General features: G+C 36.2%; 27 protein-coding genes and 2 tRNA genes. 12 read left to right on the top strand and 17 right to left on the bottom strand.

Annotation, left to right across the window (positions count from 1 at the left end; translation table 11 throughout):
• Positions 1 to 25: 25 nt before the first annotated feature.
• Complete coding sequence (locus tag GJU43_RS10345; protein WP_154340686.1) at positions 26 to 562, bottom strand: RNA methyltransferase; 537 nt, start codon at positions 560 to 562, stop codon at positions 26 to 28.
• A gap of 78 nt (positions 563 to 640) precedes the next feature.
• Positions 641 to 1,069 (bottom strand): DUF1573 domain-containing protein, encoded by a 429-nt coding sequence (locus GJU43_RS10340; RefSeq protein ID WP_154340685.1) that lies wholly within the window; start codon positions 1,067 to 1,069, stop codon positions 641 to 643.
• Between the two features lie 159 nt (positions 1,070 to 1,228).
• On the opposite strand from GJU43_RS10340, the gene mutS reads away from it, so the two are divergent.
• The 4 genes from mutS to GJU43_RS10320 all read left to right on the top strand — a co-directional run bounded on the left by mutS (position 1,229) and on the right by GJU43_RS10320 (position 4,692).
• Positions 1,229 to 3,835, top strand: coding sequence for a DNA mismatch repair protein MutS (gene mutS / locus GJU43_RS10335; RefSeq protein WP_195760036.1), 2,607 nt, complete (start codon positions 1,229 to 1,231; stop codon positions 3,833 to 3,835).
• A 150-nt stretch (positions 3,836 to 3,985) separates the two neighbouring features.
• Positions 3,986 to 4,058, top strand: a tRNA-Gly gene (locus GJU43_RS10330).
• A 14-nt stretch (positions 4,059 to 4,072) separates the two neighbouring features.
• Positions 4,073 to 4,158: transfer RNA gene (locus GJU43_RS10325), tRNA-Leu, on the top strand.
• Positions 4,159 to 4,317: 159 nt separating this feature from the next.
• Entirely contained in the window at positions 4,318 to 4,692 is a 375-nt protein-coding gene (locus GJU43_RS10320) for a DUF1508 domain-containing protein (RefSeq protein ID WP_154340684.1), read from the top strand.
• Between the two features lie 207 nt (positions 4,693 to 4,899).
• Here the strand turns inward: GJU43_RS10320 and GJU43_RS10315 are convergent, their stop codons facing one another.
• Both GJU43_RS10315 and GJU43_RS10310 read right to left on the bottom strand, forming a co-directional pair.
• Positions 4,900 to 5,112 carry a hypothetical protein gene (locus tag GJU43_RS10315; protein ID WP_127339320.1) on the bottom strand — a complete coding sequence of 71 codons (213 nt, stop codon included), beginning with the start codon at positions 5,110 to 5,112 and terminating at the stop codon, positions 4,900 to 4,902.
• Positions 5,113 to 5,460: 348 nt separating this feature from the next.
• Entirely contained in the window at positions 5,461 to 6,690 is a 1,230-nt protein-coding gene (locus tag GJU43_RS10310; protein WP_154340683.1) for a 3-deoxy-D-manno-octulosonic acid transferase, read from the bottom strand.
• 137 nt (positions 6,691 to 6,827) lie between these two features.
• Here GJU43_RS10310 and GJU43_RS10305 point away from each other — a divergent pair, with 137 nt between their 5' ends.
• The 5 genes from GJU43_RS10305 (at position 6,828) to GJU43_RS10285 (ending at position 10,637) form a co-directional block, all read left to right on the top strand.
• A complete protein-coding gene (locus GJU43_RS10305) occupies positions 6,828 to 7,958 on the top strand; it encodes a DegT/DnrJ/EryC1/StrS aminotransferase family protein (RefSeq protein WP_154340682.1) in 1,131 nt (376 codons plus the stop codon).
• Between the two features lie 43 nt (positions 7,959 to 8,001).
• A complete protein-coding gene (galE, locus tag GJU43_RS10300) occupies positions 8,002 to 9,015 on the top strand; it encodes a UDP-glucose 4-epimerase GalE (RefSeq protein WP_154340681.1) in 1,014 nt (337 codons plus the stop codon).
• 95 nt (positions 9,016 to 9,110) lie between these two features.
• Positions 9,111 to 10,016, top strand: a complete 906-nt coding sequence (locus GJU43_RS10295; RefSeq protein ID WP_154340680.1) for a DMT family transporter — start codon at positions 9,111 to 9,113, stop codon at positions 10,014 to 10,016.
• Between the two features lie 118 nt (positions 10,017 to 10,134).
• Entirely contained in the window at positions 10,135 to 10,332 is a 198-nt protein-coding gene (locus GJU43_RS10290) for a hypothetical protein (protein WP_154340679.1), read from the top strand.
• Positions 10,320 to 10,637: a hypothetical protein gene (locus tag GJU43_RS10285; RefSeq protein ID WP_154340678.1), complete on the top strand. Its 318-nt coding sequence runs from the start codon at positions 10,320 to 10,322 to the stop codon at positions 10,635 to 10,637. The genes GJU43_RS10290 and GJU43_RS10285 overlap by 13 nt, the downstream gene beginning before the upstream one ends.
• A gap of 69 nt (positions 10,638 to 10,706) precedes the next feature.
• On the opposite strand, the gene fabD is transcribed toward GJU43_RS10285, so the two are convergent.
• Complete coding sequence (gene fabD / locus GJU43_RS10280) at positions 10,707 to 11,582, bottom strand: ACP S-malonyltransferase (RefSeq protein ID WP_154340677.1); 876 nt, start codon at positions 11,580 to 11,582, stop codon at positions 10,707 to 10,709.
• Between the two features lie 73 nt (positions 11,583 to 11,655).
• The gene (locus GJU43_RS10275; protein ID WP_154340676.1) at positions 11,656 to 12,018 is read right to left on the bottom strand and encodes a DUF983 domain-containing protein; all 363 of its coding nucleotides are present in this window, start codon (positions 12,016 to 12,018) and stop codon (positions 11,656 to 11,658) included.
• Positions 12,019 to 12,113: 95 nt separating this feature from the next.
• Between GJU43_RS10275 and GJU43_RS10270 the strand changes: the two genes are divergently transcribed.
• The gene (locus GJU43_RS10270) at positions 12,114 to 12,974 is read left to right on the top strand and encodes a helix-turn-helix transcriptional regulator (RefSeq protein ID WP_154340675.1); all 861 of its coding nucleotides are present in this window, start codon (positions 12,114 to 12,116) and stop codon (positions 12,972 to 12,974) included.
• 232 nt (positions 12,975 to 13,206) lie between these two features.
• On the opposite strand, the gene GJU43_RS10265 is transcribed toward GJU43_RS10270, so the two are convergent.
• From GJU43_RS10265 to GJU43_RS10250, 4 genes are all read right to left on the bottom strand, one after another.
• Positions 13,207 to 13,740 (bottom strand): YceI family protein, encoded by a 534-nt coding sequence (locus GJU43_RS10265; RefSeq protein WP_132037766.1) that lies wholly within the window; start codon positions 13,738 to 13,740, stop codon positions 13,207 to 13,209.
• A 442-nt stretch (positions 13,741 to 14,182) separates the two neighbouring features.
• Positions 14,183 to 14,899 carry a pirin family protein gene (locus GJU43_RS10260; RefSeq protein ID WP_154340674.1) on the bottom strand — a complete coding sequence of 239 codons (717 nt, stop codon included), beginning with the start codon at positions 14,897 to 14,899 and terminating at the stop codon, positions 14,183 to 14,185.
• A 451-nt stretch (positions 14,900 to 15,350) separates the two neighbouring features.
• Positions 15,351 to 15,710, bottom strand: coding sequence for a hypothetical protein (locus GJU43_RS10255; protein WP_154340673.1), 360 nt, complete (start codon positions 15,708 to 15,710; stop codon positions 15,351 to 15,353).
• Between the two features lie 6 nt (positions 15,711 to 15,716).
• Positions 15,717 to 17,198, bottom strand: coding sequence for a helix-turn-helix domain-containing protein (locus tag GJU43_RS10250; protein WP_154340672.1), 1,482 nt, complete (start codon positions 17,196 to 17,198; stop codon positions 15,717 to 15,719).
• Positions 17,199 to 17,405: 207 nt separating this feature from the next.
• Between GJU43_RS10250 and aceB the strand changes: the two genes are divergently transcribed.
• Positions 17,406 to 19,007 (top strand): malate synthase A, encoded by a 1,602-nt coding sequence (aceB, locus tag GJU43_RS10245; protein ID WP_154340671.1) that lies wholly within the window; start codon positions 17,406 to 17,408, stop codon positions 19,005 to 19,007.
• Between the two features lie 227 nt (positions 19,008 to 19,234).
• A complete protein-coding gene (gene aceA / locus GJU43_RS10240; RefSeq protein ID WP_154340670.1) occupies positions 19,235 to 20,515 on the top strand; it encodes an isocitrate lyase in 1,281 nt (426 codons plus the stop codon).
• Between the two features lie 191 nt (positions 20,516 to 20,706).
• Here the strand turns inward: aceA and GJU43_RS10235 are convergent, their stop codons facing one another.
• The 7 genes from GJU43_RS10235 to GJU43_RS10205 form a co-directional block, all read right to left on the bottom strand.
• A complete protein-coding gene (locus tag GJU43_RS10235) occupies positions 20,707 to 21,282 on the bottom strand; it encodes a Crp/Fnr family transcriptional regulator (protein ID WP_154340669.1) in 576 nt (191 codons plus the stop codon).
• Positions 21,282 to 21,599 carry a DUF6370 family protein gene (locus GJU43_RS10230; protein WP_154340668.1) on the bottom strand — a complete coding sequence of 106 codons (318 nt, stop codon included), beginning with the start codon at positions 21,597 to 21,599 and terminating at the stop codon, positions 21,282 to 21,284. The genes GJU43_RS10235 and GJU43_RS10230 overlap by 1 nt, the downstream gene beginning before the upstream one ends.
• Positions 21,600 to 21,601: 2 nt before the next feature.
• Positions 21,602 to 22,762 carry a formate-dependent phosphoribosylglycinamide formyltransferase gene (gene purT / locus GJU43_RS10225; RefSeq protein ID WP_154340667.1) on the bottom strand — a complete coding sequence of 387 codons (1,161 nt, stop codon included), beginning with the start codon at positions 22,760 to 22,762 and terminating at the stop codon, positions 21,602 to 21,604.
• Entirely contained in the window at positions 22,759 to 23,247 is a 489-nt protein-coding gene (locus GJU43_RS10220) for a hypothetical protein (RefSeq protein WP_154340666.1), read from the bottom strand. Before GJU43_RS10220 ends, purT begins: the two co-directional genes overlap by 4 nt.
• Before the next feature lie 199 nt (positions 23,248 to 23,446).
• Positions 23,447 to 25,321, bottom strand: a complete 1,875-nt coding sequence (locus tag GJU43_RS10215; RefSeq protein WP_154340665.1) for a U32 family peptidase — start codon at positions 25,319 to 25,321, stop codon at positions 23,447 to 23,449.
• A 263-nt stretch (positions 25,322 to 25,584) separates the two neighbouring features.
• Entirely contained in the window at positions 25,585 to 26,178 is a 594-nt protein-coding gene (locus GJU43_RS10210; protein ID WP_154340664.1) for a hypothetical protein, read from the bottom strand.
• Between the two features lie 131 nt (positions 26,179 to 26,309).
• Positions 26,310 to 26,768 (bottom strand): PA2169 family four-helix-bundle protein, encoded by a 459-nt coding sequence (locus GJU43_RS10205; RefSeq protein WP_154340663.1) that lies wholly within the window; start codon positions 26,766 to 26,768, stop codon positions 26,310 to 26,312.
• Positions 26,769 to 26,871 lie beyond the last annotated feature (103 nt).

Below are 26,871 nucleotides of genomic sequence, written 5' to 3'. Positions count from 1 at the left end.
TTTCTAACGATAAAAAAATATATTTCTATTTCGGCCAGTTTAGCTTCTGAAATAAATCCCAAACTACAATTCCGGCACTTACAGAAATATTTAAGGAATGTTTGGTGCCCAGCTGGGGAATTTCAATACAGCCATCACAAAGGGCAACTGCTTCCTGTGCCACGCCATACACTTCATTTCCAAAAACCAATGCATATTTTTGATCTTTGGTTACTTTAAAATCCTGAAGAAAAACGGCACTTTCAACTTGTTCAATCGCAAGCGTTAAGATGTTTTCTTTTTTAAGATTTTCGATAACTTCCAGTACATTTTCGTGATGTTCCCAGGCTACAGTTTCGGTAGCGCCAAGGGCTGTTTTGTGAATTTCTTTATTGGGAGGAGTAGCTGTAATACCGCACAAGATTATTTTTTCAATTAAAAAAGCATCTGCTGTTCTGAATACAGATCCAATATTGTGTAAACTGCGAATATCATCCAATACTAAAATAAGGGGTGTTTTTTCGGATTCTTTAAAATCTTTAATCGATTTTCGTTCCAGCTCACTATTTTCAAGTTTTCTCATTTGGGTTGAATTCAGGTCATAAAAAAAGCTTCCAAAGATAAGGAAGCTTTTTCAATTATTTTAGATTGTTTTTTCAGATTAGCTTTTTACTGGATCTGGTAAAACAGTACCTTTAATAGTAAGTACTTTTGTTGGTTGTCCTTCAGCATTTGAAGTAACAGTAACCGTTTTTGTAAAAGCACCAACTCTGTCAGTAGCATATTTTACACCAATAATACCTTTAGCACCCGGAGCGATTGGCTCTTTTGGTGTAGTTGGTACAGTACAACCACAAGATCCCTGAGTGTTAGTGATGATAAGTGGTTTAGTTCCGTTGTTTACAAAAACAAATTCACGTTTCCCGTCAGCATTGTGAGCGATGGTTCCGTAGTCAATTGTTTCAGTTTCGAAAGCCATTCCTGCTCCTTCAACTTTAGCTACTTTAGAAGTTGCTTTTTTAGCACTTTGAGCATTAGAAGCTGTAATTCCAGCTACAGCCAACATAGCGAATAAAATTATTTTTTTCATCTTTTATAGAGTCTTTTTTAATTATGAACAAATCTATATAAAATTCTTATATCAGTGCTTAAAAAAATCTTAAAATATTTTAATTTTTGTTGCTCTTCAATATTCCTTCAAAATATTATAAATTCGCTGTCATAAATTTTTCATTTAAAATATAATAATTTGGCAGCGAAAGAGAAAGTGGTGAAGGAAACACCTTTAATGAAACAGTACAATGAAATCAAGAGAAAGTATCCTGATGCCTGTTTGCTTTTCAGAGTAGGTGATTTTTACGAAACCTTTGGAGAAGACGCCATTAGAGCTTCTAAAATTCTGGGCATAACATTGACCAAACGTGGTGCGGGTTCTGAAACCGAAACGGCTTTGGCAGGTTTTCCCCATCATTCGATTAATACCTATTTGCCAAAATTAGTAAAGGCGGGACTTCGTGTGGCAATTTGCGATCAGCTTGAAGATCCGAAAATGACCAAAACCATCGTTAAACGGGGTGTTACCGAACTGGTAACTCCGGGCGTTTCTTTAAACGATGAGGTTTTGCAGTCCAAAACAAACAACTTTCTGGCCTCTGTTTATTTTGCTAAAAATAATATAGGGATTTCTTTTCTGGATGTTTCCACTGGAGAGTTTTTAACGGCTCAGGGAAATGCGGAATATATTGATAAATTATTACAAAACTTTAATCCAAGTGAAGTTCTGGTTCCGAAGAATAATAAAGGTGATTTCAAAGACGCTTTTGGGGATGATTTCCATAGTTTTTATCTGGAAGACTGGATTTACAAGGAAGATTATGCTTTAGAGACGTTAACCAAGCATTTTCAGACGGTTTCCTTAAAAGGATTCGGTGTGGAAGAACTGAAAGAAGGAGTTGTGGCTTCCGGGGCTATTTTGTATTATTTGTCCGAAACGCAGCACAATCGCGTTCAGCATATCACCGCAATTCAGCGTATTGCTGAAGATGCCTACGTCTGGATGGACCGTTTTACCATTCGAAACCTGGAATTGTATCACAGTTACAATCCAAATGCTGTGACACTTTTAGATGTAATTGACAGAACGCTTTCGCCAATGGGAGGGCGTTTGTTAAAACGCTGGCTTGCTTTACCGCTCAAAGACAGTGCTAAAATAAAAGGCCGTCATGATGTTGTTTCCTATCTGAAATCGAATCCGGAGGTTTTGCATACGATTCAGTACCAGATCAAGCAAATTTCAGATCTGGAACGCCTGATTTCGAAAATTGCCACTGGAAAGATTTCACCTCGCGAAATTGTGTATCTGAAAGAATCTTTAGATGCTATTATTCCAATAAAAACCCTGGCGCTCGAAAGTCCGCAGGAAGCCGTAAAGGTAATTGGAGATAGTTTGCATGCTTGTGATTTATTAAGAGAGAAAATCAAAACAACTTTAAACCAGGATGCTCCGGTTGCCATTGCAAAAGGAAATGCTATTGCAAAAGGAATCAGTGAGGAATTAGATGATTTACGGGCCATTTCGACATCCGGAAAAGAATATTTGGAGGGAATTGAAAAAAGAGAGTCGGAGCGAACCGGAATATCTTCTTTGAAAATTTCATTTAATAACGTTTTCGGATATTATATCGAAGTTCGGAATACACATAAAGATAAAGTGCCGTCAGAATGGATTCGTAAACAGACGCTGGTCAACGCAGAGCGTTATATTACGGAAGAATTAAAAGAATACGAAACCAAGATTTTAGGAGCTGAGGAGAAAATCTATAAAATTGAAACCGATCTTTTTGAGCAACTGGTAGCCTGGATTGCCACTTATATCAAGCCGGTTCAGATGAATGCTTATTTGATAGCGCAATTAGACTGTTTGTGTTCGTTTACGCAGCTGGCTGTAGAAAATCAATACGTATGCCCGGAAATCGATGAAACTTTTGAACTGGAAATCAAAAACGGAAGGCACCCGGTAATCGAAAAGCAATTGCCTGTAGGTACACCTTATATTGCTAATGATGTTTTCCTTGACAGGGAAACGCAACAGCTGATTATGATTACAGGACCGAACATGTCGGGTAAGTCGGCTATTTTGAGACAAACAGCCTTGATTGTCCTCTTGGCTCAAATGGGAAGCTTTGTTCCTGCTGACAGTGTCAGAATGGGAATCGTTGATAAGATTTTTACGAGAGTAGGGGCTTCCGATAATATTTCGATGGGAGAATCGACTTTTATGGTCGAAATGAATGAAACGGCTTCTATTCTGAATAATATCTCAGATCGAAGTCTGGTGTTGCTGGATGAGATCGGAAGGGGAACCAGTACCTATGACGGAATATCGATTGCCTGGGCTATTGCCGAATTTTTGCACGAACATCCGTCAAAACCAAAAACGCTGTTTGCAACCCATTATCATGAGTTAAATGAAATGACAGAATCGTTGCCGAGAATTCAGAATTATAATGTTGCCGTAAAAGAATTGAAAGATACGGTTCTTTTTATCCGTAAACTCGTAAAAGGCGGAAGTGCCCATAGTTTTGGAATTCATGTCGCAAAAATGGCCGGAATGCCCCAGATTGTAATTTTAAAAGCGCAGAAGCTATTAAAGAAATTAGAAAAGAACCATTCAAGTGATGCCCTAAACGGAATAAAATCGGCTAATGATGAAATACAAATGAGCTTCTTTAATCTGGATGATCCGCTATTGGAAGAGATAAAAGAAGAGATTATGAGTCTTGATATAAACGCGATCACCCCTGTTGAAGCGCTAATGAAGCTGAATGAGATCAAAAGAATGCTGGTAAAGAAATAATTTTCATATTTAAAGTTTAGGTTATCAGAAGGTTATAAAATAAGTGTAATTTTTTTTCAAAAAACGCTTGTATAACTCAATAAATGTCTTAAATTTGCAACCGCAATACAGAACAAGTCAGGTATTGCGGTTCTTACTAGAATTTGAAACGCGAAAATAGCTCAGTTGGTAGAGCGCGACCTTGCCAAGGTCGAGGTCGCGGGTTCGAGCCCCGTTTTTCGCTCAAAACCATATAATGCTCGGATGGTGAAATTGGTAGACACGCTGGACTTAAAATCCAGTGAACAGCAATGTTCGTGCGGGTTCAAGTCCCGCTCTGAGTACTAAAGCCTCTTCTTTTGAAGAGGCTTTTTTTATTTGTGGAAATTCTGAGTTTCTAAGACGGTAGGGTTCTAAGGGTTTGCTCCAATAACTATGGGGTGTAAATCAGTAATCGAGGATTTAGCAGTCTAAAATCAACAATCTAAAATCAACAATTCTAAATGGGTGCCTTTGTAATCAGTAAAAGATTTAATGATGAATATAAATTTGTTTTTACTTCCAGGAAAGGAAAAGTAATTTTTACAAGTTTGAGTTATGAATTGAAATTTGAATGTGAGGAAGATATTGAGAAATTTAAATTGAGTATAGATCAGGCAAGATTTTTAAAATTTAAAGGCTCTGGAGGCAAGTATTTTTTTAAGCTGATGTTAGGGGAGGTTCATTTCGCAACAAGCCGTAAATACACAACAGAATTGCTTTTGCAGAAAGGAATCAAGGAAATTGTTACTTATGCGTCAAGATCAGAGATTTTGGATTTCTCGTCCAGTGAATCGATTTTTGAGGATGAAGAAGTGGTTGAAGATGAAATGGAATAAAAAAAGAAATTCCAATAAAAAAAATCCAAATTCAAATAGTGTGCAGTTGCTTGTTTTGTAAGAATAATAGGTTTAAAATTCCAAATTCCGGTAATGCAATTTGTGTTGTTGGAATTTGGAATTTTTTTATATTGGAATTTTTTAAATTTTGAGCAAAAAAAAACCATCTCAAGGATGGTTTTAAAATTTTTAGAACTTAGGTTCTAATTATTTTTTTACTTCTTCTACTTTAGCAGCAGCAGAGTCAACTTTAGCAGCAGCAGAATCAACAGTTGCAGCAGCAGAATCAACTACAGCAGCAGCAGAATCAACAGTAACTGCAGTAGAATCTACAGCTTCAGTAGCTGGAGCATCAGCTTTTTTACAAGATACAACAGTTAAAACAGCAACAACAGCTAAACTTAAAAATACTTTTTTCATCTTACTTTATTATAAAAGGTTAATTATTAATTCGTGGCAAAGATATAAATTTTTTAATATGTAAAATATTTTTTTATTTTTTTTTTAAAATATTTTCATTGCTCACGAATATCTTATTTATCAAATAATATGCCAAAATGCTAAAATTATGTTATATTATTGTATTTTTTGTATAAATTATTTTTTGTTGAATATTCAATAAGGAAATTAGCTTTTTTGATTCTCTTCCTGGTGATATATTTTGCTTTTGTTTGATTATTCTGCAGGCATTAAAAGCTAAAATAAGCTCTTTTGAGACGCTTTTTTATAATTTACGACTCAAAACTCAGCTTTTGTTCTTTTGAGTTGTTAAAAAACGATTTTCATAACACAGTCTGTTGCTCCTTTATTGTCCTGAATAAATGACTTGCAAATTTGAGATTTTTCTTTAAAAAACTTTTCATCTGAGGTTAATCGATCCAGGTTTTGTTGCAGCTCCTGTTTGTTGTTAATAACGATGCAGCCTCCAAGTGTAACCAGTTGTGTAGCTTCGGCAAAATGGGAGTAATTCGGGCCAATGATAATTGGAATGCCAAACGTAGCAGGTTCCAGAATGTTGTGAATACCCGGGTTTCCAAATCCGCCTCCAACATAGGCTATCGTTGCATAACTATAGATCTTTGTGAGTAAGCCAACGGTGTCGATGATGAAGACATTGTAAGTGGATAAATCAGCATTTCCTTTTTCGGAAAATAAGATGCTTGATTTTGTGATTTGAGACTTTAGGCTTGCAATTTGATCTGTTTTTATATTATGCGGCGCAATAATGAATTTCAGATTGTCAGAAGACTGATTGATATATTCCGCTAATATTGCTTCGTCTTTAGGCCATGAACTGCCAATAACAATGGTAGTCTGGCTGTTTTTGAAGTCTTCAATAAAATCAAGTGTATTGTCTCTTTCTAAGATGGTATTGACACGATCGAAACGGGTGTCGCCGGAAACAATTACATTGTGGAATCCAATCGCTTCGATTTTTTGTTTTGAACTTTCGTTTTGTACAAAGAAATAAGTGAAAGTCTTCAGTGCTTTTCGGTAAAATCCGCCATACCACTTAAAAAACATCTGGCTATCCCTGAAAATTCCGGAAATCAGATAAGTGGGTGTTTCGTTTTTTTTGAGCTCTTTTAAATAATTAAGCCAAAATTCATATTTAATAAAAAATGCCAGTTCGGGATGTGCTAATTTTAAAAAACGTTTAGCATTCTTTTTGGTATCTAAAGGCAGGTATAAAGTGATATCTGCTACGGTATTGTTTTTACGTACTTCGTATCCGGAAGGAGAAAAAAAGGTAACAATGATTTTGTGTGCGGGATGTTTTTCTTTGATTTTTTCGATAACCGGTAAACCTTGTTCGTACTCTCCAAGGGAGGCGGCATGAAACCAGATGGTTTTGTCTGTAGGTTTTATTTTTTCTTCCAAAATGGTAAAAACATCTTTTCTTCCGTTGATAAAGAGTTTGATTTTCGGACTAAACAGTGCTATAATTTTAAGAAAAAAGGCAGCAATATAAACGGCTAAATTGTATAGAAAAAGCATGTGTGTGATTTTGGTGCTAAAATACGTTTCTTTCGATTATTTTCATTGTTTGAAGGTATTAAATAACTATTTTTGTGCTTCGTTTTGAAGATTGAATTCCGAAAACAAATCTTAAGTTTTAAAATAAAGAAAGATAAATGAAAAAAATTCAAATGGTTGACTTAAAGAGTCAATACGAAAAAATAAAAACAACGGTTGATGCTTCAATTCAGGAAGTTTTAGATACAAATACTTATATAAACGGACCATTGGTTCAGCAGTTTCAAAAAAATCTTGAAAACTATTTAGGGGCGAAACACGTGATCCCTTGTGCCAATGGTACTGATGCCTTGCAGATCGCAATGATGGGGCTTGACTTAAAGCGGGGTGATGAGGTTATTACTGCTGATTTTACCTTTGCAGCTACCGTAGAAGTAATTGCTTTGTTGCAATTAACTCCGGTTTTGGTAGATGTTGATGTTGCCAATATGAACATTGATATTGAAGCGATAAAAAAAGCAATCACACCAAAAACAAAAGCAATTGTTCCGGTACATCTATTTGGTCGTGCAGCAAATATGGACGCCATTATGGAAATTGCCGAAGCACATAATTTATATGTAATCGAAGATAATGCACAGGCAATCGGCGCTGATTATGTTTCTAAATCAGGAGTGAAAAATAAAGTTGGGGTGATAGGTCATGTGGCTGCAACTTCCTTTTTTCCATCTAAAAACTTAGGTTGTTACGGAGATGGCGGAGCAATTTTTACCAATGATGACAAGCTGGCCCATATAATCCGTGGAATCGTAAATCACGGAATGTACGAACGCTACCATCACGATGTAGTAGGGGTAAATTCACGTTTGGACAGTATTCAGGCAGGAGTTTTAAATGCAAAATTACCTTATCTTAATGAATATAATGAGGCGCGTCGTCTGGCGGCAACAAAATACAATGCTGCTTTTGCAGGTCATAAAAACATAATAACACCGGAATTTAATGCCGATGCTAATGATCATGTTTTTCATCAATATGTTTTAAGAATTGTGGATGCAGATCGTAATGCGCTAATGCAGCATTTGCAGGATAAAGCAATTCCATGTGCGATTTATTATCCAATTCCATTGCATTCACAAAAGGCTTATGCAGATGTTCGTTATAAGGAAGAACAATTTCCGGTAACCAATCAATTGGTGAAAGAAGTAATTGCTTTGCCAATGCATACTGAACTTGACGATGAGCAGATTAAATTTATTACAGACAGCGTAATCGAATTTTTAAAATAAATAAAACTAAATTATAAACTATTAGCCATAAAACAACCACAAAATGAAAGTATTAGTAACAGGAGGATTAGGATTTATAGGTTCGCATACTGTAGTCGAATTGCAAAATGAAGGCTTTGAAGTGGTGATAATTGATGATCTTTCTAATTCTTCCGAAAATGTTTTAAAAGGAATTGAGAAAATTACAGGAAAACTGCCACTGTTTGAAAAAATAGATTTGAGAGAAAAAACAGCGGTTCAGGATTTCTTTAAAAAACATGATGATGTTACCGGAGTTATTCATTTTGCGGCTTCAAAGGCAGTTGGTGAAAGTGTTGAAAATCCCTTATTGTATTACGAAAACAACATTGGTACCTTAGTTTATTTATTACAGCAATTGCAACAAAAACCAGAGGCAAGTTTTATTTTTAGTTCTTCTTGTACCGTTTACGGTCAGGCCGAAAAAATGCCAATCACAGAAGATGCACCGGTTCAGGCCGCAATGTCTCCTTACGGAAATACAAAACAGATTGGAGAGGAAATTATCACAGATACTGCTAAAGTGACTAACATAAGTGCTATTTTGTTGCGTTATTTTAATCCGGTTGGTGCGCATTCAAGTACTGAGATTGGTGAATTACCATTAGGAGTTCCTCAAAACCTGGTTCCTTTTATTACACAAACCGGAATGGGATTACGTCAGGAATTATCAGTTTTCGGAAATGACTATCCAACTGAGGATGGAACAGCAGTCCGTGATTATATTCATGTGGTAGACTTAGCAAAAGCACACGTTATAGCGTTGCAGCGTTTGTTGAATAAAAAGAATCTGGCGAAGGTCGAGACTTTTAATTTAGGAACCGGAAAAGGGAGTTCAGTTCTTGAAGTAATCAAAAGTTTTGAAAAAGTAAGTAATACCAAATTACCCTATAAGATTATGCCACGCCGTGAAGGTGATATCACGGAAGCCTATGCTAATACAGACAAAGCAAATAATGTTTTGGGATGGAAAGCACAATTAACATTAGATGAGGCAATGGCCAGCGCCTGGAAATGGGAACAAAAAGTACGATCGTAGAGGAACACAGCAGTGTGTCTTTGCTGCAAACAAAAAATCCCGAATTATAGTAGTATAGTTTGGGATTTTTTATTTAAAAAAGGAATTTAAGTATCATGAAAAAAAGTTTAGATTATAAATTAATTTTTGCCTTAGCGGCCGTTGGAATTGTTTGGGGAACTACCTTTTTAGGAATTAGGGTTGCGGTAGAAACAATTCCGCCATGGTTTGTCACTTCTATACGCCAGGGATTGGCAGGATTGATCGTAATGATCATTTTATTGTTTAAAAAAGAACTGAAATGGATTGGCTGGAAAAATTTAAAACACCAGCTTGTTCCGTCTGTACTAATGATCGTTATTGCTAACGGGTTTACAACTATTGCGGAGCAGAGTTTGCCAAGCGGATTAGCATCTGTAATTAGTGCCATGTCGCCGATACTTATTTTTATAGGCAGTATTTTGTTTGGCTTGCAAAAAGCAAGTTTAAAAGGATTTGTGGGAGTGATTATTGGATTTTCCGGTGTTATTTTTATATTTAAAGACGGACTTCATTCCTTTTTAGATGCCGATTATAAAATAGGAGTACTATTTATGATTCTGGCGATTTTGGCTTGGGCAGCCGGAACAATTTATACCAAAACACATGCTTATAAGTCTAATAATATTGCACTTAATTTGTTTTATCAATTTACAATGGCATCTTGTATTCAGCTTGTTTTGGCTTTTATCTTTTCGCCAAATCCGGATGTAAGCTCATGGAGTTCAGGAAGTATTTTTGCTTCTTTGTATTTATCTGTTTTCGGATCAGTAATTGCATTTTTCTGTTATAATTATGCTTTAAAATGTGTTACGGCAGTACAGGTTTCTATTTTGTCTTATGTTAATACGATTATTGCCGTTTTTTTAGGCTGGCTGCTTTTAAATGAAAAAATTACAGTCGATTTTATCATCGCGACGGTACTTATTATTTTAGGGGTTTTCATTATTAACTATAAAAAGAAAGAGAAGAATCTCGCTTAGATACGCATAGTCACGCCTGGTCCGGTTTCAAAACAAATCCCAAATAATCAATCCAGATTATTTGGGATTTTTTGATTTAACGAAATTGTCGTAAATTCGTTATCTAAAGATGTGGATTATGAATGAGAAGAATGAAAATCAGAAAAATAATAAGGTTGAAGAACCTGCAGTACAATACGAAGTTCAGAAACTAAAATTCAAAGGAATTGATTCTGCGACTTTTGATTTTGATGCCAAATTTGCAAAAGGGTTAACACCTGAGGAATTTAAAGCTGAAATGTCCAAAAGAATAAAAGCATATCCTTGGAAAAAATAATTTTCGAAAATGATGTTCTGGAATATTTTGATGATTTAGTATTTACGCTTTTTAAAAAAGAATATTTTGGTTTTGCTCAATCAGCTCAAAATTATGCTGATAAAATAGTAGATTTTGTAATTTCAGGTATCTCAAGTTTTCCTCACAAGAAAACCCCTGAAACACTACAATATTTAGGTTCACATTATATTTTTTATAAACCCAACCCTAAAACGACCTGGTACATATTTTTTGAAAAAAGGAATCAAAATTACCTGATAACAGGAATTAGTAATAATTACTGTCCTGAAGCTAAAGACCTATAAAAACAAAACCTCATAAATTTGATTTATGAGGTTTTGTTTTGTGTATAGCTTTTCACTGACTACTAAAAATTAAGCATTCGCAGTAACAGCTTCCTTGTCAATTTTGTTAATCAGACCCGCTAAAACTTTTCCTGGTCCGACTTCAGTAAATAAAGTAGCGCCGTCAGCGATCATTTGTTGTACCGATTGCGTCCATTTTACCGGAGCAGTCAATTGAATAATTAAGTTCTTTTTGATTTCGTTTGCATCAGAAACCGCACTTGCTGTTACGTTTTGATATACCGGACAAACAGGTGTAGAGAATGTCGTTGCTTCAATTGCGGCAGCTAATTCTTCTCTTGCTGGTTCCATCATTGGGGAATGAAATGCTCCTCCAACAGGTAAAATCAAAGCGCGTTTTGCTCCGGCAGCTTTCATGGCTTCGCAGGCTTTTTCAACAGCACTTGTTTCTCCCGAAATAACCAATTGCCCGGGACAGTTGTAATTGGCAGCAACCACAACCCCGTCAATAGAAGCGCAAACTTCTTCCACAACATTGTCTGCTAAACCTAAAACAGCAGCCATTGTTGATGGTGTAATTTCGCAGGCTTTTTGCATCGCTAAAGCACGTTGTGAAACTAATTTAAGACCATCTTCAAAAGACAAAGTTCCATTGGCAACCAATGCTGAAAATTCTCCTAAAGAATGTCCCGCCACCATTTCCGGTTTAAAATCTTCACCTAAAGTTTTGGCTAAAATAACCGAATGTAAAAAAACGGCCGGCTGTGTAACTTTTGTTTCTTTCAGTTCTTCGGCAGTGCCTTCAAACATGATATCTGTAATTCTAAAACCTAAAATCTCATTGGCTTTTTCGAATAGTTCTCTGGCTAAAGCCGATGTTTCATATAAGTCTTTGCCCATTCCTGTAAACTGTGCGCCCTGACCCGGAAATACGTATGCTTTCATTTGTCTAATTTAAGATTGAATTTTTTTTAAATTGAAAAATTAGTTTCAATTGAAAGGCAAAAATAGTACTTTTTTAGCTTGTATAATTCTTAAACATATAAATCCATACTAATCTTGAAAATCGGAGATTGAATGAAGTACATAAAGTAATTACAAGCGCAATAATCGGAATGATTCTTAAATCGAAATTTTTCTCGAAGAAAAACTGTGCCACACAATACGTTGCAATTCCCTGGGCAACTGTCAATCCGTAATTTACATACATGGCACCAAAGAAATAACCGGGTTCTTTTTGAAACTTATAGTTACAATGACTGCAGTATTCGTTCATTTTTGGAAAACCGAAATTCAGGAAAATATTCTTGTCTTTGAAAACTTTTCCTTTATGACAATTCGGACATTCATTTTTCAAAATATGGACTAGTGTACTTGACATGATTTTGTTGTTTTTGTTTATACAAAGGTATTTTAGAAACTATTAAAAGTCTTTTTTATATCTTCGCTGATTATAGCACAATAAAGACATTTGTTATGAAAAAATATCCAGTTTATAGTGTTCAAAATTTTAGTTGTAACGATATTCACCGTGATTTCTACGTGAATACTTTTAAGGAGCATCTAAAAAGCCACAGTTTTGTCGAAGAGCCGCATCGGCACGATTCGTATTTGATGGTATTTTTTACAAATGGCTCCGGAATTCATGAAATTGATTTTGATCGTTTTGAAATAAAAAAAGGAAGTTTGTTCGTTTTACAGCCCGGGCAAATGCATCACTGGAGTTTGTCGGAAGATATAGAAGGGTTTGTAATTATTTTTTCGCAGGAACTTTATAATCTGTACTTTGGGCAAAAAAAAATCAATGATTATAACTTTTATAATTCGATTTTGAATAGACCTGAAGTGGTTTTTGAAACAGATGAATTCTCTAAAATATTGCCCTATTTTGGTTTATTGATCCAGGAGATTAATCAAAATAATGAATGGCAATTGGATAAAATGCTCAATTTATTAGATTGCATTCATATCGAAATTGCCCGTAAGTACGGACAAACCTATTCGCATCAGACACATTCCTATAATATAAAAATCAGCGCATTTGAAATACTTTTAGAACAGCATTTTAAAACTCAGAAACTGCCGTCGTTTTATGCGGAACAATTGCATATTACCTTAAAGCATCTGAACAGAATTTGCAATGAAATTTTACAAAAAACAGCCACGGAAGTTATTATGGATCGCGTAATTCTCGAAATAAAAAGAATGCTGACCGATAAACAGTTAGCTGTAAATGAAATCGCCTATGCTGTTGGTTACGAGGATTATTCGTATTTCTCCAGAGTCTTTAAAAAACAAACAGGAATGTCGCCAACGGAGTTTAGAAATATAAAATAAAAAGTCTTCGACTTCGCTCAGGTTGACAATCGTATTTGGTTAGAAGTGAGCTATATGTCAGGCTGAGCGGAGTCGAAGCCCTTTGTTAGAAAGGATTGGTTTTCTCTGTAAATGTTTCGGTAAAAATATAGATTCGTGCTAATTCGTGCAATTCGTGGCAAACCCAAAAAAAGCCTGCACTTTCTAAAAAGTACAGGCTTTTAACCAACCAAATTAAAACCTAATATTCTGATTATGCTTGTTTAGCAAATTGTAATTCAATGTTCAGTTTTACTTCTTCTCCAACTAAAACACCACCAGTTTCAAGAGCAGAGTTCCAGTTTAGTCCCCAGTCTTTACGGTTAATTTTTCCTTCAATACTTAAACCAACTTTTGTATTTCCCCATGGATCAGTCATGATTCCGCTGAAGTCTACCGGAAATGTTACTGATTTAGAAACACCTTTAATAGTTAAGTCTCCGGTGATTTCGTAATCTCCTGCATCAATTTTTTTGAATGAAGAAGATTTGAAAGTTAATTTTGGATTGTTTTCAGCATCAAAAAAATCAGCGCTTCTTAAATGTCCGTCTCTGTCTGCATTAGCAGTATCGATAGAAGCAATATCACCTGAAAATTCAATTGCAGCATTTTCGAAGTCATTGTCTTCTGTAGTAATTGTTGCATCGTAAGTTCCAAATTTTCCTGAAACATTTGTAAACATCATGTGTTTAACTTTAAAACCAATTTCTGAATGTGTTGGGTCAATTGCCCATTTTGTAGTTGCCATAATTTTTATTTTTAAATAATTAATTTCATTTTGATAGGACAAAGTTACGCTGGTAGTGGCGGTATCGCACTTAACCTAGATTAAGAAATGAAAAATCGATAATTTGAAATTTACTTCTTTTGCTGCTAATTGCCGGATGAAGAATGTTTTTTGTTTCCCGCAGATTTTGCAGATGGAGCAGATCTATTTGGTAGAGTTCGTTTATAAATGATCTGCTTATACTGCTAATTTTTTCTAAAAAAATCTATCTAAGCAAGGAATAAAAATCCGCTCAATCTGCAAAATCTGCGAGAGACCTTTTTCATTCGACCTGTTTTTAAATTTAATGACCTTTTTCAAAGTCTCGGGGTGATTTCGTGAAAGCTGTAAAAAAAAAACGATAACAATCTGATAAACAGATTTATTATCGTTTCCTGAAAAAAAAGTATCTGTTGTTTATGAATTAATAGTTCATCGGAATATCCATCAATAAAAATTCCGCATCAGTGTTTGCCTGTATGTTTAAAATGTCCGTCCCTGAAATTCCAACTGCATCGCGAGTGTTTAATTCCTGACCGTTGATTGTGACGTTGCCTTTTAGGACAAAAGCGTAAACGCCGTTTCCTTCTTTTTTAATTTTGTATTCAGCAGTTACTCCGGCATCAAAATTCCCCATGTTAAACCAGGCATCCTGGTGAATCCAAACACCTTCGTCATCTGCATTTGGGGATAGGATTTGAGATAATTTATTATGTCTGTCGGCAACATCCAGCGTGATTTGCTGGTAACGCGGATCTACATTTCTTTTGTTTGGAAACAGCCAGATTTGCAATAATTTAGTTTGTTGGTCTGCATTTGGATTGAACTCACTATGCTGAACACCGGTTCCCGCACTCATCACCTGAATATCGCCATTTTTGATGATTTCGGTATTTCCCATACTGTCTTTGTGTGCTAAATCACCTTCCAACGGAATGGTAATGATTTCCATATTATCGTGAGGATGCGTACCAAAACCCATTCCTCCGGCAATGGTGTCATCGTTCAAAACGCGAAGTGCCCCAAACTGAATTCTGTCCGGATTGTACCAGCTTGCAAAACTAAAACTGTGATAAGCGTTAAGCCATCCGTGATTTGCATTTCCTCTGGTTTCTGCTTTATGTACTACTATATTTTCCATGATCTGTGTGTTTTGTTATTTTATGGTACAAATTTACGACCAACATGGAAGAAAAGCACTTAATGTAGATTAAGAAAAGATTCTGAGGTTCAAAGGAGCTAAGATTCTAAGGTTTTTTTTGAAGCAGAAATTTTGGTTTTCAAAAGGCGTGTAGTCCCGCTATTCGTTTCAATCTTTTGCGCCTCCCGATAGCTATCGGGACGGCACAAAAGGATTTCCACTCCTATCGGGGCTAAATTATAGGTTTTATTTTTTATAAGAAGGTGCAAAGGTTAAAAGTTGCAGAGGTGCAAAGGTTTTACCGTTCAGTTTGTCATCTCGACGAAGGAGAGATCACATTAGAAACTTCGATCCAACGATCTCCAATCTATGTCGAGCCACTTGTGTGATCTCTCCTTCGTCGAGATGACAAGATTGTGTTGAATTATTATTTGAAAGTAAAAAACCTGAATTATTTAATCCTAATCAATTTCCCTTTTCCGACTACTTCATCAAGATAATTTGCAGCTGAACTGTTCTTATCATGCATATAAAACAGAATAGTATCTTTTTGGATCTGATCTTTTGAAATGCTTATAATTAAATCAGTATTTATGAAATTGTCTAATAGTATTTTCTTACCATAAGAGATTTTTCCTTTTGGCAAATACTTGTTATCAAACACAAAAACACTATCCTTAAAAGTAATTTTATCTTTTTGGATGTACAAATTATTGTCTTCTGTTAAGTAGCTATAACGTCCGGTAAGTTTTTCTGTTTCCTGGTTTAAGCTGATAAAAAGCAGCGTTATTATTATAGATAAATATTTCATAATTTTCTAACTGTATTGATTAATAAACTGCTGTACCACAAAATCCGTGTTGTCATGGCGTTTTTTCATTTCCAGCGCAATTGGAGGAGCAGCTCTTTCTAAGCAATCTTTCACGGAGCAGGTTTCGCACGTAACACCAACAATTCGTTTAACAAGAGGTTTTGCTTCAATGAATTTAAATTTCTTTTTCATTGTTGGGTTAATTAAAATTCCAACAGAAATGCTGCGAATATTGTTTTCTACAAAAGGATCTTTCGTAGCCGATGAAAAAACCAGATATTCATTTCCGCTATGCACATAACTGGAAATCTGAGCATCAAAAAAATGAGGTTTGTTTTGCCTGATGGCTTCGTCTATCGTTTTTACCGAAACCCATCTTCTGCAGTAATGCTCATTAGTTTCGTTTGCATGAGGTTCCTGCTGGTTGGTGATGTGTAATTCTTTTTTGATTTGATATACATCAGAGCCAATTCTGTGAGACATTCTCAAAAAGAATAAGTTTTTCAGATGGAAATCTTTAGGCAGTAAGTTGGTCAGTCTCTGATAAAAGGACTCCGGAGAAACTTCAAAACTTTCGATTAATGCTACAAATTCTTCAGGATTTGGTTTTTCATTTTGTAAAAAATCATTGATTTTGCTTACTACCAATTGTCTCGGCAGTAATAAAGCGCCGGCAAAATAAGAAGCATAAAAATTATGTAAAACCTGATCGAAGTTTTCAAATTTAATCCAGCTGAAAGTCAGTAAACGGTCTGAAATTTTCAAGTAATTATAAGCAATTTCTTTTGCCAGGATAAAAGCTTTCTGTGGATGGTCAATTTCTGTTGAAAGTAATAAGGTTTTGCTTTTTGGAACATAAATAGAACGTAAATCTTCCAGCGCTTCCTGATCTGTAAAAGCGATTTCGTTGATGGTATAATCAAATTCCTCTTTAAGAATGGCTTCCAGTTCTTCAATGGTAATTTTAGAATCTAAATTGATCTGAAATGATTTTGAAAAAGCAATCACTTTATCTTCAAGATCTTCAAAATAATTGCTGTGTGCTTCCTGATACGAACGTAATGCGGCTAAAAAGAAACTTTCCCGGCTTAGATTATAGTGTTGTGCGATTTCAATAATGGTACTAATAAACGCATTGACTTTGGCAGGGGCATTGGCAATAATGTCAATTAAATCTGCTTCCTGAATGCCAAAAAGTTCTAATGGAATCTCTTTTAAAATACCTGATTTTAAAATTTCTCCAATCGGAGCGAGATTGTTATCGAGTTTTAAAGACACCATTTGATCGTAAGGAACTTCCAGATGTTCGCACAAAAGCAAAATTTTATCTGTTTTTGGATATTTTTTACCCTTCTCAATTTCGTTTAAGTACGATTTTGAAAGATTTGTCAATTTGGCCAGGCCAAAAAGAGAAAGGTTTTTGTGGGTGCGGACTTGCTTCAGTTTTAACCCGAAGATAAGCTTTATATAGTCTTTTTCGATATCCATAAATCAAATATAGGTATTTAAAAAATAATCGCCAAAAAATTATTTTTAATATTTAGCGAACGTTCGCTTGTTTTGTAAAAAACTTTTTTCTAATATTGTGGTGTAGAAATTATTAGATGGAAAAGTGATTTTAAGTGAATGTCTTTATAAGTCATTAATAGATGAAGTCAAAACCTGTTTAATTAATTAGAAATTAAATTCACAGCTATGAAAAACCAATTAGAGATTACCGGGACGGCAATGGAATTTTTGGCCGGAGAGAACCTTTCTTATCCAAAGATCTGGACAGAAGAAGCAATTGTTTTTATAACCGATTTGCATCGAAAATTCGAATCGCAACGAAAAATATTGTTGTTGCAGCGCGATCAAAAACAAGTTTTGTTTGATCAGGGCGTCATGCCTTCTTTTCCTTCAGAAACCAAAAACGTCAGAGAAAGCAATTGGACAGCTGGAGAAATTCCAAAGGATCTGCTGGACAGAAGAGTAGAGATTACAGGACCTGTGGATCGAAAAATGATCATCAATGCATTGAATTCAGGAGCGAAAACGTTCATGGCCGATTTTGAAGACAGCACTTCTCCGACCTGGCAAAATTTGATGGACGGACAAATGAATTTAATTGATGCCGTAAAAAAGACAATTTCTTATACAGATGCCGCTAAAAATAAAAGTTATCAGTTAAATGAAAGAACCGCGACATTAATCGTTCGCCCAAGAGGATTGCATTTGAATGAAAAACATCTTTTAGTCGAAGGAAAAGAAGTTTCGGGTTCTTTGGTCGATTTTGGATTGTATGTTTTTCATAACCACAAGCAATTATTGGAGAATAACTCCGGGCCGTACTTCTACATTCCGAAATTAGAGCATTATCTGGAAGCCCGCTGGTGGAATACGGTAATCGATTTTACCGAAGATTATTTGAAATTAAAAAGAGGCACCATAAAAGTGACGGTTTTGATTGAAACCATAACCGCAAGTTTTCAGTTGGATGAGATTATTTATGAACTGAAAGAACATATTGTAGGGTTGAATTGCGGGCGTTGGGATTATATTTTTTCCTACATCAAAAAATTCCGCAGAAATCCGAAGTTCATCGTGCCGGATCGCGATCAGGTAAATATGACTTCGCCTTTTATGAATGCCTATTCGAATCTGGTGATTCAGAGATGCCATAAACGTGGAATTCATGCGATAGGCGGTATGGCAGCCCAAATTCCGATTAAGAATAATGAAGACGCCAATGCTGTTGCTTTTGCAAAAGTGAAAACCGATAAAGAGCGCGAGGTTCGAAACGGTCACGACGGAACCTGGGTAGCACATCCGGATTTGGTTGCAATAGCAAAAGAAATTTTTGATAAAGGAATGCCAACTCTAAATCAAATTCATATTAAAAGAGAGCATCGAAAAATCACGGAAGCAGATTTGATTGAACCACCAATCGGAATCATAACGGAAAACGGAGTTCGTAAAAACATCAATGTTGGTGTTTTGTATCTGGCTTCATGGCTCAACGGCCAAGGTGCGGCGGCGTTGCATAATTTGATGGAAGATGCAGCCACTGCCGAAATTTCGAGATCACAATTGTGGCAATGGCTTCAGAATAAAGTGGTGCTGGATAATGACAAACAGTTGAATCTGGCGTATTATCACGAACTGGCTTTGGATGAATTCGATAAAATAAAAACGGAATTAGGCGAAGAGAATTACGAAAAAAGACAATTTCCCCTGGCTGAAAAAGTACTCGAAAGATTAGTGGTAAATACTGATTTTGTTGACTTTTTGACTATTCCTTGTTATAAATACTTGTGATCTCTTTTAACACATAGAATATAATTCTACATAAAATCTGCTCAATCTGCGTCATCTGCGAGCTAAAAATTTGTCTCGCAGATTTTGCAGATCAGGCAGATAAAATGAGGATGAAAAGATCTGCGCAGATCTTTATAATATTATCTATTTAAGTCCAGTTAAAACTGAATACTTATAACTGTGACTGAAAACTATTTTACTTACTAACCAACTTAACTATATTATTTATGAAAACAACAGAAGACAGAATTCAGGAATTGATTAACGATTGGATCACGAACCCAAGATGGAAAGGTGTTGAACGTCCTTACACGGCTACAGAGGTGGTTACACTTCAGGGTTCTTATAAAATTGAGCATTCTATTGCCAAAATGGGAGCGGAGAAATTATGGAGAAAGTTAAAAAGTCAGGATTATGTTGCTGGTTTGGGTGCTTTAACCGGAAATCAGGCGATTCAGGAAGTGGACGCCGGTTTGGAAGCGATTTATTTGAGTGGGTGGCAGGTTGCCGCCGATGCAAATCTGGCGGGAGAAATGTACCCGGATCAATCCCTTTATCCGGTAAATAGTGTGCCTATGGTGGTTAAAAAAATTAATAGCGCCTTATTGCGTGCCGATCAGATTCAGGTGGTAAATGAGGTTGAGGATAAAAAGGATTATCTGGTTCCGATTGTGGCTGATGCCGAAGCCGGATTTGGAGGGAACTTAAATGCTTTCGAATTAATGAAATCGATGATTGAAGCAGGCGCTTCAGGGGTTCACTTTGAAGACCAGTTAAGTTCTGCTAAAAAATGCGGGCATTTAGGTGGGAAGGTTTTGGTACCGACTCAGGAAGCAATCAATAAACTAATAGCAGCGCGTTTGGCCGCAGATGTAATGGGGGTTTCGACTTTAATTGTAGCAAGAACTGATGCCGATGCCGCTAATTTGCTGACCAGTGATGCTGACCCGAGAGATGCCAGATTTATTACCGGTGAAAAAACCAATGAAGGGTTCTTTTATGTAAAAAACGGTATCGATCAGGGAATTGCCAGAGGTTTGAGTTACGCGCCCTATGCTGATTTGATCTGGATGGAAACCAGTAATCCTGATTTGGTGTATGCTAAAAAGTTTGCTGATGCCATGAAAAAAGAATTTCCGGACAAGATGCTGGCGTACAATTGCTCTCCGTCTTTTAACTGGGCTGCAAAATTATCAGTGGCTGAAATGGAAACATTCAGGGAAGATTTGGCTGCCATGGGCTATAAATTCCAATTCATCACTTTGGCAGGTTTTCATGCTTTAAATACGAGCATGTTCGAATTGTCTAAAGCCTATAAAGAGCGGGGTATGGCAGGTTATTCTGAACTGCAGGAAAGAGAATTCGCCTTACAGAAAAATGGATTCAGAGCAGTTAAACATCAGGCTTTTGTGGGAACGTCTTATTTTGATGCCGTTCAGAACACGGTAACGATAGGGAAATCAACCACAACAGCAATGAAACATTCTACTGAGGTAGAGCAATTTTAATTCAATAAAAAAAACCGGTTCTTCATTGAACTGGTTTTTTTTTTGCCACAGATTTAAATGATTAAAAAAAAGGTTGCCACGAATTACACGAATTCACACTAATTTTAATTCAATTTTTGAACCATGTAATTCGTGAAAATTCGTGTAATTCGTGGCGAACAAAAAAAAATATTTTAATCTGTGTGTAAAAATTATTTTTTCAAAAGCCTGGCTTTCATTTTGCTGAAAAATTCAGGCGTAACGCCAATAAACGAAGCGATTTGTTTTTGAGGAACTTTATGTACTAATGTTCCGTATTTGTTGCAAAATTTCTCGAAACGTTCTTCCGCAGGCAGGCTTAAATTATCCATTAGTCGCTGTTGATTGGCGACCAGGGAATTTTCGATCAGAATCCTGAAAAAGCGTTCTAATTTTGGAATCTCAAGATATAATTGTTCCTGATTTTCTTTCGATAATGAAACGACTTCTGCATCTTCTAAAACTTCTATAAAAAGCTGTCCGGGTTTTTGTGAAAAAAAACTGTACATATCACTCATCCACCATCCGGCGCAGGAAAATGCGAGAACATGTTCGACAATATTATCATTGATATTGAAGCTTCTTAAAATTCCGGAATTGACAAAATAGGAATGTTTGCAAACCTGGCCGGAACTTAATAAAATAGTTTTAGCTTTATAAAAAGTCGTTTCTGTTTTCGATAAAAACAGGGCTTGTTCTTCAGGTGTCAGTGAAACATGTTTGGCGATGTTTTCAAGAATTAATTCCATTATTTTTGTTTTACCAAAGTGAATGATGTCGCTTTGAAACGATTGTTTTCTACTTTTCCGGTAACTTCAGCTTTGCGGATGGCATTGCAGAAACCGTCTTTTGCATGCGCATCTCCATGCTCATCAATAGTAGTTCCGTCAACAAAATAGGCTTTTCCATCAATGCGGACCGCTAAATTACAGCCGTTGCCTTTCATTCCAAATTGACATTCGCCACAAGCGGTTTCAACGATCTGAGATTTTTCGGTTGTTTTTTTATCCTGGGCCTGAGTTGCAATTCCAATAAACAGGAATAACATAAATAGTACTTTTTTCATTTTTAAGAATTTACGGTTATTAATTTTGAAGTTGCTTTGGCGCGTTCTGTGACTTCTTCAATTGGAGTTGCCAATGAATCATGACTTAAAACAACACCCATTCGGCGATAGGGTCTTGACGTTGGTTTGCCAAAAATCCTGAAATCGGTTTTAGGTAACGCGGCTACTTTTTCGATTCCGGTAAAGGTTGGATGGGCTGAATCTTCAGAAGCTAAAATTACGGCGCTCGCCCCCGCTTTTTCCAGAGTGATTTCAAAAATGGGCAAGCTTAAAATAGCACGCAAATGCAGTTCGAATTCATTGAAATTCTGAGTGCCGGCTAAAGTCACCATTCCCGTATCGTGCGGGCGGGGCGAAAGTTCAGAGAAATAAACGCCTTCATCAGTCAGGAAAAATTCAACACCAAAAAGGCCCGCGCCTCCGAGTGCTTCGGTAATTTTTTCCGCCATATCCTGCGCTTCGTATAAATCTTTATCTGAAACTTTTGCGGGCTGCCAGCTTTCCTGATAATCACCGCGTTCTTGTCGGTGCCCGATTGGAGCGCAAAAAAGCGTTGGATTGTTATTCTGAGCAATGGTCAGCAGTGTAATCTCCGAATGGAAATTTACAAAAGCTTCTACAATAACCTCAATAACATCACCACGGGAACCTGCAACGGCATATTGCCATGCTTTTTCAATATCACTTTCGGTTTTTATAGTCGATTGTCCTTTTCCGGAAGAAGACATTAAAGGTTTTACAACACACGGAATTCCGACTTCCTGAACGGCTTTTTGCAACTCTTCAGCGGAAGTTGCGTATTGGTATTTGGCTGTTTTAAGTCCAAGTTCTTTTGCAGCTAAGTCGCGAATGGCTTTACGATTCATGGTAAAGTTCGCCGCTTTGGCAGAAGGAACTACGGTAATGCCTTGTTTTTCATAGTCATAAAAACGTTCGGTGCGAATGGCTTCTATTTCGGGAACTATAAAATCGGGTTGGTGTTTGGCTACGATTCGGTCAAGCGCTTCACCATCCAGCATGTTGATGACTTCAAATCCGTGTGCCACCTGCATTGCCGGAGCATTTTCGTAACTGTCAACAGCGATTATGGTTTGTCCGATTCGTTGTGCGGCAATGACAAATTCCTTGCCTAATTCGCCTGAACCGAGGAGTAGTATTTTCATTTTGTTTGATTTAAAGCTTGAGTGTTTTGGCTTGCTTTTACAATTAGTAAACTGCTTAAAAAGGTTAGGATCATTAAAATAAATGATAAAAACAAAATTATCAATATCGAGAATATAATTTGATCTAAAAATTGTGATTGTAATGGAGCAGACATTCCACTTGCAAATTTTCCGATTATATAAATTGTGAAAAGAGTTATTATAAGTTTTGAGCTTACGCCGAATGAAAATTGGGAGCAAGCTTGAAAATAACTGATTTGGTTTAATGAAGGGCTTATTTTTTGGGCTGATTTCCAAAAAAGAAAAACCAGGAATAACGGAAAAAGGATTCCCCAGAAGATAGGATTCCAAAAGGTACCAAAATCAGATATCTGAATGCAAAGATCAATAAAAGAGGTTTTTAAAAATATTAATAATGGAAAAATAGCGCATACCAAAAATCCCGCAATAATTGCATATTTTGTAATGCTGTTTTTTGTTTCCATTTAAAACTAGTTTTGAGAGTAAAGATAAAAAAAATGGAATTTATTCTCACGCAGATTTTGCAGATTCAGCAGATTTTAATTTAACCGCAAAGTACGCAAAGCTTTGTTTTGAAGTAAAAATAAAAAGGTTCGCAAAGGCTTTATAATAAATCTTTGCGAACCTTGCGTAATTCCTAGCGAACTTTGCGGTTAAATACTATTAATGAAAATGATCTTCCTCTATTTCAAATTCAGCATCTTTTTCCCAGATTTCCATTTCGCAGGGTTTGCAGTTGAATTTTAGTTTGTATTCAAGCTCACCTTGTTTTAAAACCAATGGTTCTTTTACTTTAACGCCCATTATATCTTTTTGGTGTATCGGACATTTTTTCAATTCGTATTTGATACAATATTTAGTTGTCATTACACGGGATTTCCCCGGATCCCATTGTAACTCGAATGCTTTTTCGATTTCGGTTACACCGTGACGTTCGTAGAATTTACGTGCGGTTTTGTTTGAAACATTATACATGAAATCTAACTTCGTTTCCGGATATGGATGCGAGGTTTTTACTAATTGATGTTCTTCGCGTTTGTAATTTGCTAAACGAATTTGGGTCAGCTGATCATAAACAGTTCTTCGCATTTCGTTAATTTTCGAAATAGGAAGGAACCAGTTTTGAGAAAACATGATAGTAATTTCATCGGCATTATAAGGAGTGAAACCTGTTTTTGCCAATTGCGTTTTGATGTTTTCTTCAATTGATTCGCCCGTTTTAGTCTGCTCTTTTGCATGTTCTAAATGGACAGTGCTTACATTTCCGTCCTCATCGGTTGCGATTAATTCAAAACCTGTTTCGGTTTCTGTAAGTAGTAGGGTAGTACTCAATTTTCGAACAGCGCTGTCTTCTCTCTCCACAATTTTGATGAAAGCGGCATCGTTGTTACGGTAAATGAAAGTTCCGTCTTTTACTTCTTTTAGAACATTTGGATATATTTTACCGTTTTCGGCTTTGTTTACGTAGATTCCGTCGGCTTCGTTGTTTTCGTTAATGAAACAAAGTCCGTCACCGTTGTTTAGTAATTCACCGTTTTCGATTTCGTAAGCGTTTCCAACAGTTCGAATTAATTTACCAATATATTGTCCTTTTGATTTTGGGCTTTCCCAGGATCCAATACTGTTGTTTCTGTCGTTTACAAAATAATCGGTGTAACCACGATTAAAGGTTCTGTTTAAAGAAGAATCGAAAGTATAGGTACATGTTCCGGAAGAAGCTTTGGTGTATTTATCGCTTCCTGCTCCTTCTAAAAAGCGGTCTAATTTCTGACGTAAAAAGGATACATTATTTTTAACGTAAACTACGTCTTTAAGTCTTCCTTCGATTTTAAAAGAAACAATTCCGGCTTCAATCAAATTCGGAATCTGATCGGAAATATCTAAATCTTTGATCGAAAGTAAGTGACTGTTTTTGATCAGAGTCTCTCCGTTTCCGTCGATTAGGTTATAGGGTAAACGGCAGTTTTGAGCGCAGGAACCACGATTGGCGCTGCGTTCTCCGTTGGCCACACTCATGTAGCAGTTTCCGCTGAACGAGACACATAAAGCTCCGGTCACGAAAAACTCTAATTCAACATCAGCATGATCGTATATTTCTTTGATTTGATGCAGGTTTAATTCGCGTGCTAACACTACACGTTTTATTCCGGCATCTTTCAGGAATTTAATTTTGTCGGCATCACGATTATTGGCCTGTGTACTGGCATGAAGAACAATAGGAGGCAGCTCCATTTCCATGATCGCCATATCCTGAATGATCAGGGCGTCAACACCAATATCATACAATTCGTATATCATTTTGCGACAGGTTTCTAATTCATTGTCGTACAAAATGGTATTCATTACTACAAAAACCTGAGCATTAAACAAGTGTGCATATTGTACCAAAGCAGCAACATCTTCAATAGAATTGTTGGCATTTGATCGTGCTCCAAATTGAGGCGCACCAATATATACAGCATCGGCACCGCTATTTATAGCGGCCATTCCTCCAATTAAATCTTTAGCAGGAGCTAATATTTCGATCTTCTTCTTCATTTCTAAAACTTTAGGCTTTTGTGGTATTCACGGAAAAAAGTCTGCAAAGTTCTTATAAAAAATTCGGGATTACTAATGTTGAAGTGACTTTTTTTGAAATAGTTAACTAATAGGGAAAGATGATATTTAAGAGTGATAATTTTAGCCGCAGTTTTCAGTGTTCAGTCTCAGTTATCAGTCTCAGTGTTCAGAGACTGATAACTGAGACTGATAACGATTCACTACGCAGAGACTGCAAATTTCTTTTTACTTAATTCGAAGTTTTAGTCTAGGGGAAAAGTATATCCCAGAGCAAATACCCCTGATGATTGTTTAGCTGCCGGGTGAAAGTAGCCCGAAATAGCAATTTCAAAATTATTTCTTCGGCCAATGGCTAATCCAATACTAAAAGGAATATGCAATAAGAGGTCGCTTTTGTTAAAATTAACGGCGGGTGTAATGGTTTCGAATTTACCTACTGACGTACCGATACCTCCTTCAATAAAAGGTGCTACCCAGGGAATTGGCGCACAGAGACGAAATTTACCTCCAAGTAAAAAGGCATTAGTTGTTACTTTGTATTGCGGTTGATTTCGTAAATTCTGATTTTTATCAACGGATGTAAACAGGGCTCCCGCGTAAGGACGTATGCTAAGCCATGATTTTAATCCAATGATATATTCTCCCTGAAAATAAAGGCCACCTCCTATGACATCTATTTCATCCTGACTGCCGTAATCTTCAAGGTAATACGAACTGCTTGATGCAAAACCTATTGATGCTTTTATGGCATTGCCCGTTGCCTGGGCCTTTGTTTGGTCAGGAGATAGAATTGTGAGAAGTGTGCAAATAAAAATACTGCGTAAAGTTAATGCCATAAAATTTAGTTTTTCGTTTAGAAATTGGTCGCGACGAAAATAAGATTTATTTTTCAGTTTCGGCCAAAAACAAAAAAACTACCCAGTTTAATAACCGGATAGTTTTTCTTCTCAAAAAAAAGTCCCATTTATTAAGACAATCTTTTCGCTTTAATTTTTGTCAAAGTGTTTTCAATACTGTTCAATTGTTTTGAAATAATAGCAATCTGACTGGTTTCAAGTTCATTTTTCGCCAAAGCAGATTTGTATTTATCGATAGCAGCTTCTTCACCTGTTACACAAGCATTGATGATCGCTTCTGTATCTCCACTTGTGAAGGATGATTTAATATCAATCCAGGCACGGTGTATGGCTCCTAACGGACCTCCACCAGCTGTGTCAGTCGATTTTCCAAGTTTGTTGATTTCGTCTTGTATTTCTACAATAAACAACGCACGTTCGCGGGCATACTCTAAAAAGTCAGTTTTGATTGCAGGACTATCTACGTGTTCTGCAGCATTTGTATAGCCTAGTTTTCCATCTTCAAGGATTGAAACTAATCCTTCTAAGGTATGAACTGCTTCTTTTGTGGTTTCATCTGTATGTATCATAATAAATAATTTTTAATTAATGTATACTACAAAGTTGGGGTTTTATGAAGCGTTCTGTCTTACAGAATTTTAGATGTTATTTATAATATTGTAGAATGGGAAT

It is taken from the genome of Flavobacterium sp. LC2016-23 (assembly GCF_009674775.1).
GTDB lineage: Bacteria > Bacteroidota > Bacteroidia > Flavobacteriales > Flavobacteriaceae > Flavobacterium.
Note: the sequence above shows the minus strand (reverse complement) of the source record. Positions and strands in the feature narration are given on the sequence as shown.

Bases quoted from the DNA above. Each gene is read 5' to 3' on its own strand.
- GJU43_RS10260 (WP_154340674.1), bottom strand. From the start codon at position 14,899: ATGGAAAATATAGTAGTACATAAAGCAGAAACCAGAGGAAATGCAAAT.
- GJU43_RS10270 (WP_154340675.1), top strand. From the start codon at position 12,114: ATGAAAAAATATCCAGTTTATAGTGTTCAAAATTTTAGTTGTAACGAT.
- GJU43_RS10275 (WP_154340676.1), bottom strand. From the start codon at position 12,018: ATGTCAAGTACACTAGTCCATATTTTGAAAAATGAATGTCCGAATTGT.
- GJU43_RS10250 (WP_154340672.1), bottom strand. From the start codon at position 17,198: ATGGATATCGAAAAAGACTATATAAAGCTTATCTTCGGGTTAAAACTG.
- aceB (WP_154340671.1), top strand. From the start codon at position 17,406: ATGAAAAACCAATTAGAGATTACCGGGACGGCAATGGAATTTTTGGCC.
- GJU43_RS10215 (WP_154340665.1), bottom strand. From the start codon at position 25,321: ATGAAGAAGAAGATCGAAATATTAGCTCCTGCTAAAGATTTAATTGGA.
- GJU43_RS10255 (WP_154340673.1), bottom strand. From the start codon at position 15,710: ATGAAATATTTATCTATAATAATAACGCTGCTTTTTATCAGCTTAAAC.
- GJU43_RS10320 (WP_154340684.1), top strand. From the start codon at position 4,318: ATGGGTGCCTTTGTAATCAGTAAAAGATTTAATGATGAATATAAATTT.
- GJU43_RS10265 (WP_132037766.1), bottom strand. From the start codon at position 13,740: ATGGCAACTACAAAATGGGCAATTGACCCAACACATTCAGAAATTGGT.
- GJU43_RS10315 (WP_127339320.1), bottom strand. From the start codon at position 5,112: ATGAAAAAAGTATTTTTAAGTTTAGCTGTTGTTGCTGTTTTAACTGTT.
- GJU43_RS10295 (WP_154340680.1), top strand. From the start codon at position 9,111: ATGAAAAAAAGTTTAGATTATAAATTAATTTTTGCCTTAGCGGCCGTT.
- GJU43_RS10220 (WP_154340666.1), bottom strand. From the start codon at position 23,247: ATGGAAACAAAAAACAGCATTACAAAATATGCAATTATTGCGGGATTT.
- GJU43_RS10345 (WP_154340686.1), bottom strand. From the start codon at position 562: ATGAGAAAACTTGAAAATAGTGAGCTGGAACGAAAATCGATTAAAGAT.
- GJU43_RS10305 (WP_154340682.1), top strand. From the start codon at position 6,828: ATGAAAAAAATTCAAATGGTTGACTTAAAGAGTCAATACGAAAAAATA.
- purT (WP_154340667.1), bottom strand. From the start codon at position 22,762: ATGAAAATACTACTCCTCGGTTCAGGCGAATTAGGCAAGGAATTTGTC.
- fabD (WP_154340677.1), bottom strand. From the start codon at position 11,582: ATGAAAGCATACGTATTTCCGGGTCAGGGCGCACAGTTTACAGGAATG.
- GJU43_RS10310 (WP_154340683.1), bottom strand. From the start codon at position 6,690: ATGCTTTTTCTATACAATTTAGCCGTTTATATTGCTGCCTTTTTTCTT.
- GJU43_RS10210 (WP_154340664.1), bottom strand. From the start codon at position 26,178: ATGGCATTAACTTTACGCAGTATTTTTATTTGCACACTTCTCACAATT.
- GJU43_RS10290 (WP_154340679.1), top strand. From the start codon at position 10,135: ATGAATGAGAAGAATGAAAATCAGAAAAATAATAAGGTTGAAGAACCT.
- aceA (WP_154340670.1), top strand. From the start codon at position 19,235: ATGAAAACAACAGAAGACAGAATTCAGGAATTGATTAACGATTGGATC.
- GJU43_RS10230 (WP_154340668.1), bottom strand. From the start codon at position 21,599: ATGAAAAAAGTACTATTTATGTTATTCCTGTTTATTGGAATTGCAACT.
- GJU43_RS10205 (WP_154340663.1), bottom strand. From the start codon at position 26,768: ATGATACATACAGATGAAACCACAAAAGAAGCAGTTCATACCTTAGAA.
- galE (WP_154340681.1), top strand. From the start codon at position 8,002: ATGAAAGTATTAGTAACAGGAGGATTAGGATTTATAGGTTCGCATACT.
- GJU43_RS10235 (WP_154340669.1), bottom strand. From the start codon at position 21,282: ATGGAATTAATTCTTGAAAACATCGCCAAACATGTTTCACTGACACCT.
- GJU43_RS10340 (WP_154340685.1), bottom strand. From the start codon at position 1,069: ATGAAAAAAATAATTTTATTCGCTATGTTGGCTGTAGCTGGAATTACA.